This window comes from Streptomyces sp. NPDC048718 (assembly GCF_043198875.1).
In the GTDB taxonomy this organism is placed as follows: domain Bacteria; phylum Actinomycetota; class Actinomycetes; order Streptomycetales; family Streptomycetaceae; genus Streptomyces.
Map to the genome: position 1 here is coordinate 1 of NZ_JBICVG010000017.1, position 16,694 is coordinate 16,694.

Sequence of the window (16,694 nt, forward strand, 5' to 3'; positions counted from 1 at the left end):
GCCCGGTTACATTCCGAACCCGGAAGCTAAGCCTTTCAGCGCCGATGGTACTGCAGGGGGGACCCTGTGGGAGAGTAGGACACCGCCGAACAATCTTTCAGGACCCCTGGTCCCAGCGTTCACGCTGGAACCAGGGGTCCTTTGTTTTTCCCCGAAATTCTGAAACGCGCGCCGGTGCGCCGGCTGCGCGAGAATGACTGCAGTACCCGAAGACAGGAGTCACGTCGATGTCCACCAACTCTCCCGACCACCGTCCGGAGCGCGACCCGCGCAACCGGGACGGCGGCGACCGGGGCGGCTTCCGTGGTCCGCGCCGTGACGACAACCGTGGCGGTGGCTACCGCGGCGGCCGCGACGACCGCCCGCCGTTCCGTCGCGATGACCGTCAGGACGACCGCGGCGGCTTCCGTCGCGACGACCGTCGTGACGACAACCGTGGCGGTGGCTTCCGTGGCGGCGACAGCCGTGGTGGCGAGCGCCCCCCGTTCCGTCGTGACGACAGCCGTGGTGACAACCGCGGTGGTGGCTTCCGCCGCGATGACAATCGTGGTGGCGAGCGCCCCCCGTTCCGTCGTGATGACAACCGTGGTGACAACCACGGTGGTAGCTTCCGTGGCGGCGACAGCCGTGGTGGCGACCGTCCGCCGTTCCGTCGTGATGACCGTCAGGACGACCGCGGCGGCTTCCGCCGGGACGACCGTCCGTCGTTCCGCCGCGATGACAATCGTGGTGGCGACCGTCCCCCGTTCCGTCGTGACGACAGCCGTGGTGACAACCGCGGTGGTGGCTTCCGCCGCGATGACAACCGTGGTGGCGACCGTCCGCCGTTCCGTCGTGACGACCGTCAGGACGACCGCGGCGGCTTCCGCCGTGACGACCGTGGTGGCGACAACCGTGGCGGTGGCTTCCGCCGGGACGACCGTCCGTCGTTCCGCCGTGACGACAGCCGTGGTGGCGACCGTCCCCCGTTCCGCCGCGATGACAGCCGTGGTGGCGACAGCCGTGGTGGCGAGCGCCCCCCGTTCCGTCGTGACGACAGCCGTGGTGACAACCGCGGTGGTGGCTTCCGCCGTGACGACAATCGTGGTGGCGAGCGCCCCCCGTTCCGTCGTGATGACCGTCAGGACGACCGCGGCGGCTTCCGCCGGGACGACCGTCCGTCGTTCCGCCGCGATGACAATCGTGGTGGCGACCGTCCCCCGTTCCGTCGTGACGACAGCCGTGGTGACAACCGCGGTGGTGGCTTCCGCCGCGATGACAATCGTGGTGGCGACCGTCCTCCGTTCCGTCGTGATGACCGTCAGGACGACCGTGGTGGCTTCCGTCGCGATGAGCGTCGTGACGACAACCGTGGCGGTGGCTTCCGCCGGGACGACCGTCCGTCGTTCCGTCGTGATGACCGTCAGGACGACCGTGGTGGCTTCCGCCGGGACGACCGTCGTGACGACAACCGCGGTGGCGGCTTCCGTCGCGACGACCGTCGCGATGACAACCGTGGCGGCGGTTACCGCGGCCGTGACGACCGCCGGGACGACAACCGTGGCGGCGGCTACCGAGGCCGTGACGACCGTTCCTCGTACCGCGGTGGTGACCGCCCCGACCGTGGCGGCGACCGTCCGCCGGTCAAGCGGCTGCCGATCCCCCCGGAGGTCACCGGTGAGGAGATCGACCCGGACGTACGCCAGGAGCTGATGAGCCTGCCCAAGACGCTGGCCGAGGACGTCGCCCGCAACCTGGTCATGGTCGCCCAGAACATCGACGAGGACCCGGAGAAGGCGTACGACTACTCCCGTGTCGCGCTGCGGCTCGCCTCCCGTGTCGCCGCCGTCCGCGAGGCCGCCGGCTTCGCCGCGTACGCGACGCAGAAGTACTCCGAGGCGCTGGCCGAGTTCCGGGCCGCGAAGCGGATGACCGGCGGTGTCGAACTGTGGCCCGTCATGGCCGACTGCGAGCGCGGTCTCGGCCGGCCGGAGCGGGCGCTGGCGATGGCCGGTGAGCCCGAGGTGCAGAAGCTGGACAAGGCCGGGCAGGTCGAGATGCGGCTCGTCGCCGCCGGTGCCCGCCGGGACATGGACCAGCTCGACGCGGCCATCGTGACCCTGCAGAGCCCCGAACTCGCCTCCAACGCCCACCACCCGTGGACCGCGCGACTGCGTTACGCCTACGCCGACGCGCTGCTCGCGGCCGGCCGTGAGGTCGAGGCGCGGGAGTGGTTCGCGAAGACGGCGGAGGCCGACAAGGACGGCTCCACGGACGCCTCCGACCGGCTCGCCGAGATGGACGGCGTCGAGTTCGTCGACGCGCTCGACGACTCGGAGGACGACGAGCAGGGCACCGACGCCGACCAGGCGGACGTGGTCGAGGCCGCCGACGAGGACGCTGACGCCGACTTCGACGAGGACGAGGACGACGCCGAGCCGGTCGTGAAGGCAGAGAAGGCCGAGAAGGCCGACGACGCCGACAAGGCCTGATGGCCTGATGTCCCGTAGGGGCATGCGTGCGTGAGCACGTGAGCGCGTGAACGAGTGAAGGGCGGCACCCCCAGGGGTGCCGCCCTTCGCCGTTTCCGGACTGTTCGCCGGCTCAGTCGAGTGCCAGGCTCCGCAGCACCAGGCCCGTCGCCGGCTTCGGGCCGAAGGAGGTCGACTTGCGGGGCATCGTGACGCCCTGGCGGGCCAGGTCCCGGACGACCTCCTCCTTCACCGGGTGCATCAGGACCGCCGTACCGCCGCGCCGTTCGGCCTGGGCGACGGCGGCGGCCGCGTCGTGGATGTAGGAGATGTCCTCCGGGTCGTCCGGGATGTGCCACACGTGCTCCAGGAGGGTGGCGTGCAGGACCGTGGCGTCCAGGGTGCGCCAGGCCTCCGGGCGGTCGGTGCGGATGGTGCGGGCGAGCAGCTCCGGATCGGGCCGGTCCAGGAGGTGGAAGGCGCCGTCGCCGGCGAGGACGAAGGCGTTGCCTTCGGCGGTGGCGGCGGCGAGAGCCTCCTGGGCGGCGGACAGCGGCCCGTCGATCCGGGTGACGCGGAAGCCGTCGCCGAGCACGGCCAGGGCCTGGGCCACCGGCAGCCGTTGGAGCAGCCGGTGGATGGCGCGGACCCGCAGCGGATAGCGCGCGGTGTCGACGAGCAGCACCAGGCCGCGGCTCCAGGGGTTGCCGGCCGCGCCGTGCTCGTCGCGCAGCCGCAGATACGTCGCCCAGCGGTGGTGGCCGTCGGCGATGAGGGCCTGGTGGCGGGAGAGCTCGGTGGCGATGGCGGTGAGGTCGGCCGGGTTGGTGACCGCCCAGAGGCTGTGCCGGAAGCCGTCCTCGGTGGTCGTGGAGAGCAGGGGCTCGCGCTCGGCGACCCGGTCGACGACCGCGCCCGCGCCGTCGCCCTCGCCCCGGTAGGTGAGCAGCAGCGGATCGAGATTGGCGGCGGTGGAGCGCATGAGCGCGGCGCGGTCGGCGACGACGTGCGGCATGACGTCCTCGTGCGGCAGGACGATGCCGTCGGCCGGGTCGGAGAGTTCGAGGGCGCCGATCAGACCGCGCTGGAGCAGACCGTCGCCGCGCTGCTCGTACACGTACAGGGCGGGCTCGGGGTCCGGGGCGAGGATGCCGTCGGCGAGCCAGCGGTCGAGGGTGACGGCCGCCTTGCGGTGCCGGGTGCCGGCGGTGATGGCCTGCGGAAGGATCAGCCGCACGATGTTGTGGGGGTCGGCGGACTCCAGGTGCAGCAGCCCGTCGGGCCGGACGACGACGTCGTACGGCGGGGAGGTCACGGCGGCCAGACTGCCGACGCGCTCGGGGACGTACCTGAGGCCCCGGAAGGGGCTCAGGCGGAGACCGGGGGCGCGGACATCGTCGGCCGCGTGACCTGAGGTGTTCATCTCGACATCGTAGGCGGTGGGCATGCGCGATGATCGGGAGAGCGGGGATTTCGCACGACGACTTTGAGGAGTACATGACGATGGCGGGACAGGGCCGGGGACGGCGGGACAGGAACCGGCCGGGCGGCAGCGCGGTCGCCCTCGACGAGGCGTACGACACGGCGCTGCTCGACCTGGACGGGGTCGTGTACTACGCGGGCGGCAACGCCGTCCCGCACGCGGTGGAGGCCCTGGGCGCGGCCCGGGCCGGCGGGATGCGGCTCGCGTACGTCACCAACAACGCCCTGCGCACCCCGGACGTGGTGGCGGCGCACCTGACGGAACTCGGGGTGCCGTCCGAGCCCGCCGATGTGATCACCTCGGCGCAGGCGGTGGCCCGGCTGATCGCCGACGAGGTGCCGCCCGGCTCGCGGATCCTGCTGATCGGCGGCGAGGGGCTGCGGGTGGCGCTGCGCGAGCGCGGCCTCGTGCCGGTGGAGTCGGCGGATGACGACCCGGTCGCGGTGGTGCAGGGGTACGGCGGGCCCGAGTTGCAGTGGGCGCGGTTCGCGGAGGCGAGTTACGCGGTGGGGCGCGGGCTGCCCTGGTACGCGTCGAACACGGACCGGACGATTCCGGGCGCGCGCGGGATCGCGCCGGGCAACGGCGCGGCGGTGGAGGTCGTCCGGATGGCCACGGGTGCGGAGCCGAGGGTGGCGGGCAAGCCGCTGCCGCCGATGCACCGGGAGACGGTGCTGCGGACCGGCGCCCAGCGGCCGCTGGTGGTGGGGGACCGGCTGGACACGGACATCGAGGGCGCGTTCAACGGGGAGGTGGACTCGCTGCTCGTCCTCACCGGGGTGACGGACGTGGCGCAGCTGCTCGCCGCGGTGCCCGAGCACCGGCCGACGTACGTGGCGGCCGACCTGCGTGGACTGCTCACGGCGCAGCCCGGGGTGACGGAGGTCCAGGGGTCGGAGGCCCAGGGCATGGCCGGGGCGTTCGCGTGCGGGGGCTGGACGGCGTCGGTGGGCGGGGGAGTGCTTCTCCTCGATGGCGCGGGCGAGGACCTGGATCCGCTGGACGGGGTACGGGCACTGTGCGCCGCCGCGTGGACCGAGGCCGGCGCCGGGGCGTGCGGACTGGACGCGGGCAAGGCTCTGGAGCGGCTCGGACTCGCGTGACGCGCGACCTGTGACGCGTGACGCGTGACGCGTGGCGGGTGACGCCTGGCGTACGGGGTGGGGTGCGGGCGGACGGACGTACGGACGTGCATGGGCACGGACGTATGGATCTGGAGGCCGTACCCCCGCGTCGTGAATGCAGGGTAGGCTAACCTAACTTCGTGTTGGTCGAGAGTTCCTCCCGTACGAGCGCGGAGCCGGTTTCCCCTGCCCCGACGCCACCGCGCCGCACCGCCCTGCGCGCCGCCGGACTGGTCGGGGCCGTCGGCGTCCTGCTGCTGGTCTGCGTCCTGAGCGTCATGATCGGCGCCAAGCCGGTGCCGCTCGCCGATGTCTGGCACGGCCTGTTCCACCCCACCGGGACCGGCAACGACATCGTCATCCGGGACGTCCGCCTCCCGCGCACCCTCCTCGGCCTGCTCGTCGGCCTCGCCCTCGGCCTGTCCGGCGCCGTCATGCAGGGCCTGACCCGTAATCCGCTCGCCGAGCCCGGTCTGCTCGGCGTCAACGCCGGCGCCGCCGCGGCCGTCGTGTCCGCGATCTCCTTCCTCGGCGTCACGGACGCCGACGCGTATGTGTGGTTCGCGTTCGCCGGCGCCGCCGTCGTCTCCGTCGTCGTGTATCTCCTCGGCGGCAGCCGCAGCGCCACCCCCGTACGCCTCGCGCTCGCCGGGACCGCGGCCACCGCCGCCCTGTACGGCTACGTCAACGCCGTACAGCTGCTCGATTCGGCAGCCCTGGACCGGCTGCGTTTTTGGACCGTCGGCTCGCTGGCCTCCGCCAACACGGACACCGTCGTCCGGGTCGCCCCCTTCATCCTCGTCGGCGCCGCCCTCGCGCTGCTCATCACGCGGCCCCTGAACGCCATGGAACTGGGCGACGACACCGCCCGCGCGCTGGGCGCGAACCTGAACCGCACCCGGATCGTCGCCATGGCGGCCGTCACCCTGATGTGCGGCGCGGCGACCGCCGCGTGCGGCCCGATCGTCTTCCTCGGCCTGATGGTCCCGTACCTGGTCCGCGCGCTCACCGGCCCCGACATGCGGTGGATCCTGCCGTACGCCGCCGTGCTCTCGCCGGCCCTGCTGCTCGGCGCGGACGTCGTCGGACGGGTCGTCACCCGGCCCGCCGAACTTCAGGTCGGCATCATGACCGCGCTCCTCGGCGGCCCCGTCTTCATCCACCTCGTCCGCCGCAAGAGGATGGCCCGGCTGTGACCACCAAGACCCTGCGCCCGCGCACCGGCGGCCTGTCCGTGCGGTACGCGCCGCGCACGCTCGTCTGCCTGCTCGGCCTGCTCCTCCTCGCCCTGGCCGCCGCGATCGTGCTCATCGGAAGCGGCGACTTCCCGGTCGCGCCCCGTGACGTGGTCGCCACCCTGTTCGGCGGCGGCACCGAGGTACAGCGGTTCGCCGTCATGGAACTGCGGCTGCCGCGCGTCCTCGTCGCCGTCTTCACCGGCGCCGCGCTCGGCATCGGCGGCGCCGTCTTCCAGTCCCTCTCCCGCAACCCGCTCGGCAGCCCCGACGTGATCGGTTTCGGCCAGGGCTCCACCGTCGGCGCGCTCACCGTCATCGTCCTCTTCCAGGGCAGCGCGTGGGCGGCGGCCGGCGGCGCGGTCGTCGGCGGACTCGTCACCGGCGCCGTGATCTACCTGCTCGCCTGGAAGCGCGGGGTGCACGGCTACCGGCTCGTCCTCGTCGGCATCGGCGCCGCCGCGATGCTCACCGCCGTCATCCACTACCTCCTCACCAAGGCGCGGCTCGCCGACGCGACCCGTGCCGTGGTGTGGATGACCGGGTCGCTCGACGGGCGCGACTGGGCCCAGTTCTGGCCGCTGTTCGGCGTCAGCTGTGTGCTGCTGCCGCTGCTCCTCGGACAGGGGCGGGCGCTGCGGATGCTGGAGATGGGTGACGACGCCGCCCACGCGCTCGGGGTACGGGTCGAGCGGACCCGGCTCCTGCTGATGGGCGCGGCGGTACTGCTCGTGGCGGTGGCCACGGCCGCCGCCGGACCGATCGTCTTCGTCTCGCTCAGCGCCCCGCAGCTGGCCCGCCGGCTGACCCGCGCGCCCGGGCCGAACCTGGCCGCCTCCGCCTGCATGGGAACGGCCCTGCTGCTCGTCGCCGACTGGACCGCCGCCCACGCCTTCGGCGAGCGGCAGCTGCCGGTGGGTGTCGTCACGGGTGTCCTTGGCGGCTGCTACCTGCTGTGGCTGCTCGTCAGCGAACGGAAGGCGGGACGCATATGACCAACCGGAACATCGTCGACGGCAAGGACAAGGGCAAGGCAACCATGGGCAGGGACGGGCACGGGCACGGGATCGAGCGGGAACAAGGGCAGGGGCAGGGCCGGGGCCAGGGGGCGGCGCGGCTCCGTGCCGACGGCGTCACGCTCGCGTACGACCAGCGGGTCATCGCCCGCGACCTGAGCGTCGAGATCCCCGACCGTTCCTTCACCGTGATCGTCGGCCCCAACGCCTGCGGCAAGTCCACTCTGCTGCGCGCCCTGTCGCGGATGCTGAAGCCTTCGCGGGGGCGGGTGCTCCTGGACGGGCAGGCCATCCACACGATGCCCGCGAAGAAGGTCGCCCGCACGCTCGGGCTGCTGCCGCAGTCCTCCCTCGCCCCGGACGGCATCACCGTCGCCGACCTCGTCGCCCGCGGCCGCTACCCGCACCAGAGGCTGCTGCGCCAGTGGTCGCCCGAGGACGAGCGGATCGTCGAGGAGTCGATGGCCGCGACCGGGGTCGACGGGCTGGCCGGACGGTTCGTCGACGAGCTGTCCGGCGGCCAGCGCCAGCGGGTCTGGATCGCGATGGCCCTGGCCCAGCAGACCCCGCTGCTGCTGCTCGACGAGCCGACGACCTTCCTCGACATCCAGCACCAGATCGACGTCCTCGACCTGTGTGCCGAGCTCCACGAGACCCAGGGCCGCACGCTCGTCGCGGTGCTCCACGACCTCAACCACGCGGCCCGGTACGCCACCCACCTCATCGCCTGCCGGGACGGCGAGGTCGTCGCCGAGGGCCCGCCCGGCGAGATCGTCACGGCCGCGCTCGTCGAGCACGTCTTCGGGCTGCGCTGCCAGGTCATCGAGGACCCGGAGACGGGTACCCCGCTCGTCGTCCCGGCCGCCCGCCGCGCGCGGGCGGAGCTGAAGGTCTGACCGAATTCGGTACGTCGGGACATCAGTGGATCTGGTGGACCGGCAGATCCGGTAGCCGGAAAGTCCGAGCCTTTACCTGAGCCTGAGCCTGAGACGTGGTCTCTTCGGTGAGGCGGCAGCCGAGGGTGCGGTCGAGGGCGGCGGCCCCGCGCGCCGTACCCCCCGCGAGGGAAGACCGGTCGTGCGGGAAGACTGTCCGAAAGTCTGCTTGGTACCGCGCGGCACCCCGTGATCGTCGCCCTCGCCGCCGACCGTACCCCGGCGCTTTCGCGATAGCGTCGGAGCATGAGCGACGCGACCCCCGAAGCCCCGCGCCCGGCGGAGCCCGCGCACCCGGACGGACGGGGCGAGGGCCCGGACGAGGCCGCCGGCGCCCCCGGCGAGGGCCCCCACGAGGACCCCCGGGAAGACCCGTACGAGGCCGCCGGACCCGCGCCCCTGGGGGTCGGACGGACCCCCACCGGGCGGCCCGCCGTCGACGCGCTCCTCGACCGGCTCGCCGCCGCGGACCACCTCACGGCGGACGGACACCTCGGCGTGTACGAGGATGTACACCGGAGCCTGCGCGCCGAGCTGACCGCGCTCGACGCACCGCGGGCCCCCGCACCACCCCGTCCGTACGACAACAGGAGCTGAACCGAACGTGGCAGGACCGGCACGCCGCCGTCTGGACGCCGAGCTGGTACGGCGCAAGCTCGCGCGCTCGCGCGAGCACGCCAGCCAGCTGATCGCCGCAGGCCGGGTGACCGTCGGCAAGACCGTCGCCACCAAGCCCGCCACCCAGGTCGAGACCGCGGCGGCCATCGTCGTCGCCGGCGACGACAACGACCCCGACTACGTCTCGCGCGGCGGCCACAAGCTGGCCGGCGCCTTCGCGGCGTTCGTGCCGCTGGGCCTCGTCGTCGAAGGCCGGCGCGCGCTTGACGCGGGCGCCTCCACCGGCGGCTTCACCGACGTGCTGCTGCGCGCGGGCGCCGCCCAGGTCGTCGCCGTCGACGTCGGCTACGGGCAGCTGGCCTGGTCGCTGCAGAGCGACGAGCGGGTCGTCGTCAAGGACCGCACCAATGTGCGCGAGATGACCCTCGACGACATCGACGGCGTGCCCGCCGACCTCGTCGTCGGCGATCTCTCCTTCATCCCGCTCGGTCTCGTGCTGCCCGCGCTGGTCGCCTGCACCGCGCCCGACGCCGACCTGGTCCTCATGGTCAAGCCGCAGTTCGAGGTCGGCAAGGAACGGCTCGGCACCGGCGGGGTCGTGCGCAGCGCCGAGCTGCGCGCCGACGCCGTGAAGAACGTCGCCCGGCAGGCCGGCGAACTCGGGCTCGGTGTCCTCGGCGTCACCGCCAGCCCGCTGCCCGGCCCGTCCGGCAACGTCGAGTACTTTCTGTGGCTGCGGGCCGGGGGGCCCGCCCTCGATCCGGCGGACGTCGACCGCGCCGTGGCGGAAGGACCTCGTTGACCACACCCTCGAGCACATCCACCGAATACACCCCTGACACCGCATGCGTCCCTGACACCGATGACGTCCCTGACGACGGCCGGGAGCGCGGCGAGCCGCACGGCCGTACCGTCTTCCTGCTCGCGCACACCGGCCGCCCGGCCGCCGTGCGCAGCGCCGAACTCGTCGTCCTCGGCCTGCTGCGCTGCGGCATCGGGGTCCGCGTGCTGGAGGCGGAGGCCGCCGATCTGCCGCTGCCGCCGTCCGTCGAGAGGGTGCCGGAGGGCTGCCCCGACGCGCTCGACGGCTGCGAACTCCTCGTCGTCCTCGGCGGCGACGGCACCCTGTTGCGCGGCGCCGAACTCTCCCGCGCCTCGGGCGTGCCGATGCTCGGCGTCAACCTGGGCCGGGTCGGTTTCCTCGCCGAGGCCGAGCGCGACGACCTCGACAAGGTCGTCGACCGGGTCGTCACCCGGGCGTACGAGGTCGAGGAGCGGATGACCCTCGACGTGGCCGTCTTCCAGAACGGCGACGTGCTGCACCGCGACTGGGCGCTCAACGAGGCCGCCGTACAGAAGGTGTCCCCGGAGCGGATGCTGGAGGTCGTCCTCGCCATCGACGGCCGGCCGGTGACCGGCTTCGGCTGCGACGGGGTGATCTGCGCGACGCCGACCGGGTCGACCGCGTACGCCTTCTCGGCCGGCGGGCCGGTGATCTGGCCCGAGGTCGAGGCGCTGCTCATGGTGCCGATCGGGGCGCACGCCCTGTTCGCCAAGCCGCTCGTCACCACCCCCGAATCGGTGCTCGCGGTCGAGGTCGAACCGCACACCCCGCACGGTGTGCTGTGGTGCGACGGCCGCCGTACGGTCGAACTCCCGGCCGGAGCCCGGGTCGAGGTCCGGCGCGGTGCCGTCCCGGTCCGGTTGGCCCGGCTGCACCATGCCTCCTTCACCGACCGGCTGGTGGCGAAGTTCGCGCTGCCGGTCTCCGGCTGGCGGGGCGGCGCGCCCCGCTGACCTCGGCCGGTCTCGGCCGGTTTTTCCGGGCGGGGTCTGGGCGGCGGGGCTGTGCGCCCTGCCGACGCGGACCGGGAAGCCGCTGTTCCGTGGCGGCTTCCCGGTCCGGCCCGGTCCGTTACCTGGCCGGAATCCGCCATTCCGCCGCGACCTTCCGGTCCGCCCGGCCCCCGGCTCCGCCGGAACCTTTCGTTCCGGTGGAGCCGGTCAATCCGGCTCCACGTATTCGCGGCCCACCTCCGCCCCGCCCACCTGCGGTTTCACCGCCGGGGCGGGGCTGCGTGGCACCGGGGTGGGAAAACCTCGTATGGTCGGGGACGTGCTGGAGGAGATGCGGATACGGTCACTCGGAGTCATCGACGACGCGGTTGTCGAGCTGTCGCCCGGTTTCACCGCGGTGACGGGAGAGACCGGTGCGGGCAAGACCATGGTGGTGACCAGCCTGGGGCTGTTGCTCGGCGGGCGCGCCGACCCGGCCCTGGTGCGGATCGGCGCCGGGGCCGCCGTCGTCGAGGGCCGCATCGCGCTGCCCCCGGGCGCGCAGGCCGCCGTGCGCGCCGAGGAGGCGGGCGCCGCGCTGGACGAGGGCGCGCTCCTCGTCACCCGTACCGTCTCCGCCGAAGGCCGCTCCCGCGCCCATCTCGGCGGCCGGACCGTGCCCGTCGGGCTGCTGGCCGAACTCGCCGACGAACTCGTCGCCGTCCACGGCCAGACCGATCAGCAGGGCCTGCTCAAGCCCGCCCGGCAGCGTGGCGCGCTCGACCGGTACGCGGGCGAGGCGGTCGCCGGACCGCTGGCCGCGTACGGCGTGGCGTACCGGCGGCTGCGGGCCGTCACCACCGAACTGGACGAGATCACCACCCGGGCCCGGGAGCGGGCTCAGGAGGCCGATCTGCTGCGCTTCGGCCTCGGCGAGATCGAGGCGGTGGAGCCGCGCGCCGGGGAGGACGCCGAGCTGGCCGCCGAGGCGGAGCGGCTCGGCCACGCCGAGGCCCTGGCCTCGGCCGCGGCCCTCGCGCACGCCGCGCTCGCCGGGCAGCCCGAGGACCCCGAGGCCGTGGACGCCACGACGCTCGTCGCGGGCGCCGGCCGGGCCCTGGAAGCCGTACGGTCGCACGACCCGGCGCTCGACGCGCTCGCCGAGCGGATGGGCGAGATCTCCATCCTGCTCGCCGACGTGGCCGGTGAACTCGCCGGATACGCCGACGATCTGGACGCCGACCCGCGCCGGCTCGCCGCCGTCGAGGAACGGCGCGCGGTGCTCACCCAGCTCACCCGCAAGTACGGCGAGGACATCGCCGCCGTCCTCGCCTGGGCGGAGCAGAGCGCGTCCCGGCTCACCGAACTCGACGGCGACGACGAGCGGATCGGCGAGCTGACCGCCGAGCGCGACCGGCTGCGCGACGAGTTGTCCGTACTCGCCCAGCTCCTCACCGACGCGCGGACGGAGGCGGCCGAACGGTTCGCCGAGGCCGTCACCGCCGAACTGGCCTCGCTCGCCATGCCGCACGCGCGGGTCTCCTTCGCCATCGGGCAGACCGAGGACCCCGAGGGCGTCGAGGTGGGCGGCCGCCGGGTCGCCTACGGGCCGTCCGGCGCCGACGAGGTCGAACTGCTCCTCGCCCCGCACCCGGGCGCCCCGCCTCGCCCGATCGCCAAGGGCGCCTCGGGGGGCGAGCTGTCCCGGGTGATGCTGGCGGTCGAGGTCGTCTTCGCCGGGACGGACCCGGTGCCGACGTATCTCTTCGACGAGGTCGACGCGGGCGTCGGCGGCAAGGCGGCGGTCGAGATCGGCCGCCGGCTCGCCAAGCTGGCGAAGACCGCGCAGGTCGTCGTCGTCACCCACCTTCCGCAGGTGGCGGCCTTCGCCGACCGCCAGCTGCTCGTCGAGAAGACCCACGACGGCTCGGTCACCCGCTCCGGTGTCACCGTCCTGGAGGGCGAGGACCGGGTGCGCGAACTGTCCCGGATGCTCGCCGGGCAGGAGGACTCGGAGACCGCGCGGGCGCACGCCGAGGAACTGCTCGCCACGGCCCGGACGGCGGACGCCTGATGCGGCTCACGACGGACCTCACGACACCGCTCTCGACGGGACTCACGACACCAATCGCGACAGGCCTCTCGGCGGGCCTCGCGGCGCGGCTCTCGACACGGCTCTCCGGTGCGGGGCGGGCCGCCCGCTTCGTCACCGCGTTCGCCGCGACCCGCGCCGCGCACCGGGCGATGAGCCCTCGGCCGCCGGGTGCCCCGGCGAGCTGGGAGCACGTCAACCACGCCGGCCGCACCGTCTCCGCGCTGGCCGGCGCCGCCGCGGCCGGCGGCACGGCCCTCGCCGCCCTCCCGGTGGCGCCCGCCGTGCTCGCCACCGCCGCCGGGGCCGTCTGTGGACGGTACGACGATCTGCGCGGTGACGAACGGCGCGGTTTCCGGGCGCATCTGTCGGCGCTGCGGGGCGGCGAGGTGACGAGCGGGGCCGTCAAGCTGCTCGGTGTCGGCGCCGCCGGGCTGGTGGCCGGAGCGCTGCTCAAGGACCGGCCGGTGGACAAGGTCCTCGCCGGGGTCGTCGTCGCGGGCACCGCGCATCTGGTCAATCTGGTCGACGTCCGTCCGGGGCGGGCGGGCCTGCTGGTCCTCGGGCTGGGCGCGCCGGGTCTGCTGCGCGGCTCGCTCGCCGCCGCGCCGATGGGAGCCGCTGCCGCGGTCCTCGCCGACGACCTCGCCGGGCGCGAGATGCTCGGGGACATGGGCGCGCACGCGCTCGGGGCCGCCCTGGGCACCGCGATCGCCTCGGCCAACGGGCGGTTCGGGCTCGCCGCGCACGCGGCCGGTCTGGTTGTGGCGGCGGCGTACGGGGACCGGGTCAGCGAGGTCGCACGCACGCTCGATCTCACTCGTGTGAGTGAATCCGGGGTCTGAGTTACGGCCGTGGACAGGGCCAGACCGCCTCTTCGGTGCCGGAACGCGCGTACGGGCTGGCATCCTTGAGCGCGTGACTCAGCTCCGTACGGTCCAAGTGCTGGGCGGTGGCAGCGCGGGAAGTGGCGCGCACGTCAGATCACTTGCCTCGGGGCTGGTGGCGCGGGGCGTGCGGGTGACCGTGTGCGCGCCGCCCGGACTCGACCATGTCTACGACTTCCTGGGCGCCGGCGCCGACGTCGTCCCGGTGCCGAGCGTGGCGGCCCTGCGCAACGCCTGCATCGGCGCCGACGTCGTGCACGCGCACGGCCTCAACGCCTCGGTGCGGGCCGCGCTCGCGCTGTCCGGCGGCCCCGAGCCCGGCACCCCGCTGGTGACCACCTGGCACACCCGCGGCCAGGCCGAGGGAGCCCGCGCCGGTCTCGTACGGATCCTGGAACGAAGGACCGTACGCGCGGCGGCCGTCGTGCTCGGCACCTCCTCCGAACTCGTCGACCGGGCCCGGCGGCGCGGCGCCCGCGACGCCCGGCTCGCGCCGGTGACCATACCGGCCGCGCACGCCCCGGTCTGTCTGCGCGACGGCCGGGCGCGGGCCGAACTCGGCGCCGTGGAGCGGCCGTTGCTGATCGCGGTCGGTGCGCTGCGGCCCGGGCGCGGCTACCGGACACTGCTCGACGCGGCCCGGCTGTGGCGGGACCTGGACCCGATGCCGCTCCTCGCCATCGCGGGGGAGGGTCCCGAACGGGCCGGGCTGCAGCGGCGGATCGAGACGGAGGACCTCCCCGTCCGGCTCCTCGGGCGCCGTGACGACATCGCCGAACTCCTCGCCGCCGCCGATGTCGCCGTCCTGCCGTCCCGCTGGGAGGCCCGCTCGCTGCTCGCCCAGGAGGCGCTGCGGCTCGGGGTGCCGCTGGTCGCCACGGCCGTCGGCGGTGTCCCCGAGCTGGTGGGCGACGCGGCCGAACTCGTCCCGTACGGGGACTGCGAGGCACTCGCCGACACCGTTCGCGCGCTCCTGGACGACGCCGACCGGCGGCTCGACCTGGCGGCGGCGGGGCGCGTCCAGGCGCGCGGCTGGCCGACGGAGGACGAGACGATCGCGCACGTCCTGAGCGTGTACGACGAGCTGACCGGGCGCTGAGGCCCGCGCCGTACGCGGGTCTGTGCCGTACGCGGGTTCGCGCGCTGTACGAGGGCCGGTGCTCCGTACGAAGGCCCGGGGGCCCGCACCGGCCCGGGCGGCCCGTGGGCCGGGCCCGGCCTCCGGTGCCGCGCGGCGGGACCGGGGCCCGGGGACGACTTCTCCGTCAGTTCGTGTGCCGTCTGGCCCGCAGCGCCAGGCTGAGGGCCAGCACCGTCTGCGGGTCGTCCAGGTCCGTGCCGAGGAGTTCGGAGATCCGGGCCAGGCGGTTGTAGAGGGTCTGACGGTTGAGATGCAGCTCGCGGGCGGTCTCGGCCTTGCGGCCCGCGTGCGCCAGATACGTCTCCAGGGTGGGCAGCAGCGGCGGCCGCGAGGTGCGGTCGTGGTCGCGCAGCGGGCCGATCGCGCGGTCCACGAAGGCGGCGAGGTCCGGGTGGTCCCGCAGCCGCCACAGCAGCAGGTCGGTGTCCAGGCGCCGGGCGTCGTACCACGGCCGGTCCGACAGGCCCTGGGCCGCCGTCGCCGTCTCGGCCGCGTGCCGCAGCCCCGCCGAGGCCGCCGCCCAGCCGCCCGCGACACCCACCACGACGACCGGCGGGGCGACGCCCGCGCGTTCGAGACCGGCCCGCTCGACCCCGGCGCGCAGCGCCGCCGCGACCCGGTCCGCGACCGCCGTACGTTCCGACTCGGCGCGCAGCCCGAGCAGCAGCGGCACCCGGCCCTCCACCGGACGCACCCCGAGCAGCACCGGCACCCCGACGGCCCCGAGCTCCTCCAGGACGGCGCGGGCGAGCAGCGCCCAGTTGCCCGAGGCGGCGAGTTCCGGGGCGAGCCGCATCACGACCGGCAGCAGCGGGCCGTCGCCGGGCCGGAAGCCCAGCACCCGGGCCTGGGCGGGGGCGTTCTCGGCCGTGACCCGGCCCTCGGCGAGGTCGGTCAGGAAGTCGCCCCGGCCGCGCGCCGCCAGCTCCTCCTCCTGCCGGGCCTGCATGAGGACGACGGCGAGCAGCCCGGCGGCCCGCTCGGCCGCCATCCGGTGCAGCGGTGTCAGGGGGGAGGAGACGGCGAGCAGCACCAGCCGGGCGCGTACGGAGGACGCCCCCGGCCCGCCGCCCGGCACGTCCACGAGGACCGCGCCCGTCGGCGGCCCGGACTCGCGCGCCGCCCGCTGGCCGCGCAGCCCCTCCCACACCTGGAGCGGGTCGGCGGGCGCGGATCCGGTGCCCGCCGCGTACAGCAACTGGCCGTCCGGAGTCTCCAGGAACACCGGATTGAGCGAGAAGTCCGCGAGGATCCGCAGCACCTGCGGCACCCCGCCGCCGTCGAGCAGCGCCTTGGTGCAGGTGCGGTGGACCTCCCCGGCCCGGCGCAGCAGGGCGTAGTGGCCATTGACGATCTCGGTGTGGATCTCCTCCGTCACGACGACGAAGGCCACCTCGCGGTGCAGCTGGACCAGGGGCAGTCCGGCCGTCCTGGCCGCCTCCACGACGGTGGCCGGCAGCCGGGTGAACCGCGACCCCAGCTCCACCACGAGCGCGGCGATGCCCCGCTCCGCGAGCCGCCGCACGAACGCCCGCTGCTCGGCCGGCCGGGTGCCGAGCCCGAGCCCGGTGGTGAGCAGCAGTTCGCCGCCCTTGAGCAGCGAGGCGATGTTCGGCGTCTCGCCCGCGTGCACCCAGCGCACCGTACGGTGCAGCCGGTCGGCGCCCGCCACGACCTCCGGAAGCCCACCGCGCAGCCCGGGCAGCTCCAGCGCCCGCTGCACGGTGATCCCGCCCTGACTGTCCATGGAGCCGGACGCTACCTGTGGTTCGCTTCCGCGTCACGTCTCGGAATCGTCTCGACATGCCCAGGTCAGGCGCGGGTCCGCCACGCTTCCGACCCGCGCCCGACGGTGGTAACGGGTGCCGGAAGAGGCACGGCCGGGGGCCGGACGCGTGCCCCCGTGCCAGGCCCCCCACCCCCGGACCCCCACGCCG

Annotated in this window: 13 protein-coding genes, 1 rRNA gene and 1 pseudogene; 13 read left to right on the forward strand and 2 right to left on the reverse strand. The window is 74.3% G+C overall.

All coding sequences use genetic code 11. The annotated features are described in order from the left end of the window. From rrf to ACGFRB_RS27575, 3 genes and pseudogenes are all read left to right on the forward strand, one after another. A 5S ribosomal RNA gene (gene rrf / locus ACGFRB_RS27565) occupies positions 1-91 on the forward strand; the annotation flags it as partial. A gap of 136 nt (positions 92-227) precedes the next feature. Next, positions 228-1,400: pseudogene (locus ACGFRB_RS27570) on the forward strand (hypothetical protein); the annotation flags it as partial. A gap of 291 nt (positions 1,401-1,691) precedes the next feature. Then, a complete protein-coding gene (locus ACGFRB_RS27575) occupies positions 1,692-2,471 on the forward strand; it encodes a hypothetical protein (protein ID WP_393247003.1) in 780 nt (259 codons plus the stop codon). 112 nt (positions 2,472-2,583) lie between these two features. On the opposite strand, the gene ACGFRB_RS27580 is transcribed toward ACGFRB_RS27575, so the two are convergent. Continuing rightward, on the reverse strand, positions 2,584-3,873 hold the full coding sequence (locus ACGFRB_RS27580; protein ID WP_363012238.1) for a DUF1015 domain-containing protein: 1,290 nt from the start codon (positions 3,871-3,873) through the stop codon (positions 2,584-2,586). Positions 3,874-3,947: 74 nt separating this feature from the next. Here ACGFRB_RS27580 and ACGFRB_RS27585 point away from each other — a divergent pair, with 74 nt between their 5' ends. From ACGFRB_RS27585 to ACGFRB_RS27630, 10 genes are all read left to right on the forward strand, one after another. Beyond that, on the forward strand, positions 3,948-5,036 hold the full coding sequence (locus ACGFRB_RS27585) for an HAD hydrolase-like protein (protein WP_393246848.1): 1,089 nt from the start codon (positions 3,948-3,950) through the stop codon (positions 5,034-5,036). A gap of 161 nt (positions 5,037-5,197) precedes the next feature. Continuing rightward, the gene (locus tag ACGFRB_RS27590; protein WP_393246850.1) at positions 5,198-6,253 is read left to right on the forward strand and encodes a FecCD family ABC transporter permease; all 1,056 of its coding nucleotides are present in this window, start codon (positions 5,198-5,200) and stop codon (positions 6,251-6,253) included. Next, positions 6,250-7,287: a FecCD family ABC transporter permease gene (locus ACGFRB_RS27595; RefSeq protein WP_393246852.1), complete on the forward strand. Its 1,038-nt coding sequence runs from the start codon at positions 6,250-6,252 to the stop codon at positions 7,285-7,287. The genes ACGFRB_RS27590 and ACGFRB_RS27595 overlap by 4 nt, the downstream gene beginning before the upstream one ends. After that, positions 7,284-8,204: an ABC transporter ATP-binding protein gene (locus tag ACGFRB_RS27600; protein ID WP_393246854.1), complete on the forward strand. Its 921-nt coding sequence runs from the start codon at positions 7,284-7,286 to the stop codon at positions 8,202-8,204. Before ACGFRB_RS27595 ends, ACGFRB_RS27600 begins: the two co-directional genes overlap by 4 nt. Before the next feature lie 285 nt (positions 8,205-8,489). Further along, positions 8,490-8,840: a hypothetical protein gene (locus ACGFRB_RS27605; protein ID WP_393246856.1), complete on the forward strand. Its 351-nt coding sequence runs from the start codon at positions 8,490-8,492 to the stop codon at positions 8,838-8,840. A 7-nt stretch (positions 8,841-8,847) separates the two neighbouring features. After that, on the forward strand, positions 8,848-9,663 hold the full coding sequence (locus tag ACGFRB_RS27610; protein ID WP_363012243.1) for a TlyA family RNA methyltransferase: 816 nt from the start codon (positions 8,848-8,850) through the stop codon (positions 9,661-9,663). A gap of 116 nt (positions 9,664-9,779) precedes the next feature. Beyond that, the gene (locus tag ACGFRB_RS27615) at positions 9,780-10,658 is read left to right on the forward strand and encodes an NAD kinase (RefSeq protein WP_393247005.1); all 879 of its coding nucleotides are present in this window, start codon (positions 9,780-9,782) and stop codon (positions 10,656-10,658) included. Positions 10,659-10,965: 307 nt separating this feature from the next. Next, complete coding sequence (gene recN / locus ACGFRB_RS27620; protein ID WP_393246858.1) at positions 10,966-12,711, forward strand: DNA repair protein RecN; 1,746 nt, start codon at positions 10,966-10,968, stop codon at positions 12,709-12,711. Then, on the forward strand, positions 12,711-13,574 hold the full coding sequence (locus ACGFRB_RS27625) for a hypothetical protein (RefSeq protein WP_393246860.1): 864 nt from the start codon (positions 12,711-12,713) through the stop codon (positions 13,572-13,574). The genes recN and ACGFRB_RS27625 overlap by 1 nt, the downstream gene beginning before the upstream one ends. Before the next feature lie 73 nt (positions 13,575-13,647). Further along, positions 13,648-14,715 (forward strand): glycosyltransferase family 4 protein, encoded by a 1,068-nt coding sequence (locus tag ACGFRB_RS27630; protein WP_363012248.1) that lies wholly within the window; start codon positions 13,648-13,650, stop codon positions 14,713-14,715. 166 nt (positions 14,716-14,881) lie between these two features. On the opposite strand, the gene ACGFRB_RS27635 is transcribed toward ACGFRB_RS27630, so the two are convergent. Next, entirely contained in the window at positions 14,882-16,504 is a 1,623-nt protein-coding gene (locus ACGFRB_RS27635; protein ID WP_393246862.1) for a PucR family transcriptional regulator, read from the reverse strand. Between the last annotated feature and the right edge of the window lie 190 nt (positions 16,505-16,694).

What these genes read in the sequence shown, in the direction of transcription:
- ACGFRB_RS27575 (WP_393247003.1), top strand. Translation starts at nt 1,692, where the DNA reads ATGAGCCTGCCCAAGACGCTGGCCGAGGACGTCGCCCGCAACCTGGTC.
- ACGFRB_RS27580 (WP_363012238.1), bottom strand. Translation starts at nt 3,873, where the DNA reads ATGAACACCTCAGGTCACGCGGCCGACGATGTCCGCGCCCCCGGTCTC.
- ACGFRB_RS27585 (WP_393246848.1), top strand. Translation starts at nt 3,948, where the DNA reads ATGACGATGGCGGGACAGGGCCGGGGACGGCGGGACAGGAACCGGCCG.
- ACGFRB_RS27600 (WP_393246854.1), top strand. Translation starts at nt 7,284, where the DNA reads ATGACCAACCGGAACATCGTCGACGGCAAGGACAAGGGCAAGGCAACC.
- ACGFRB_RS27605 (WP_393246856.1), top strand. Translation starts at nt 8,490, where the DNA reads ATGAGCGACGCGACCCCCGAAGCCCCGCGCCCGGCGGAGCCCGCGCAC.
- recN (WP_393246858.1), top strand. Translation starts at nt 10,966, where the DNA reads ATGGTCGGGGACGTGCTGGAGGAGATGCGGATACGGTCACTCGGAGTC.
- ACGFRB_RS27625 (WP_393246860.1), top strand. Translation starts at nt 12,711, where the DNA reads ATGCGGCTCACGACGGACCTCACGACACCGCTCTCGACGGGACTCACG.
- ACGFRB_RS27635 (WP_393246862.1), bottom strand. Translation starts at nt 16,504, where the DNA reads ATGGACAGTCAGGGCGGGATCACCGTGCAGCGGGCGCTGGAGCTGCCC.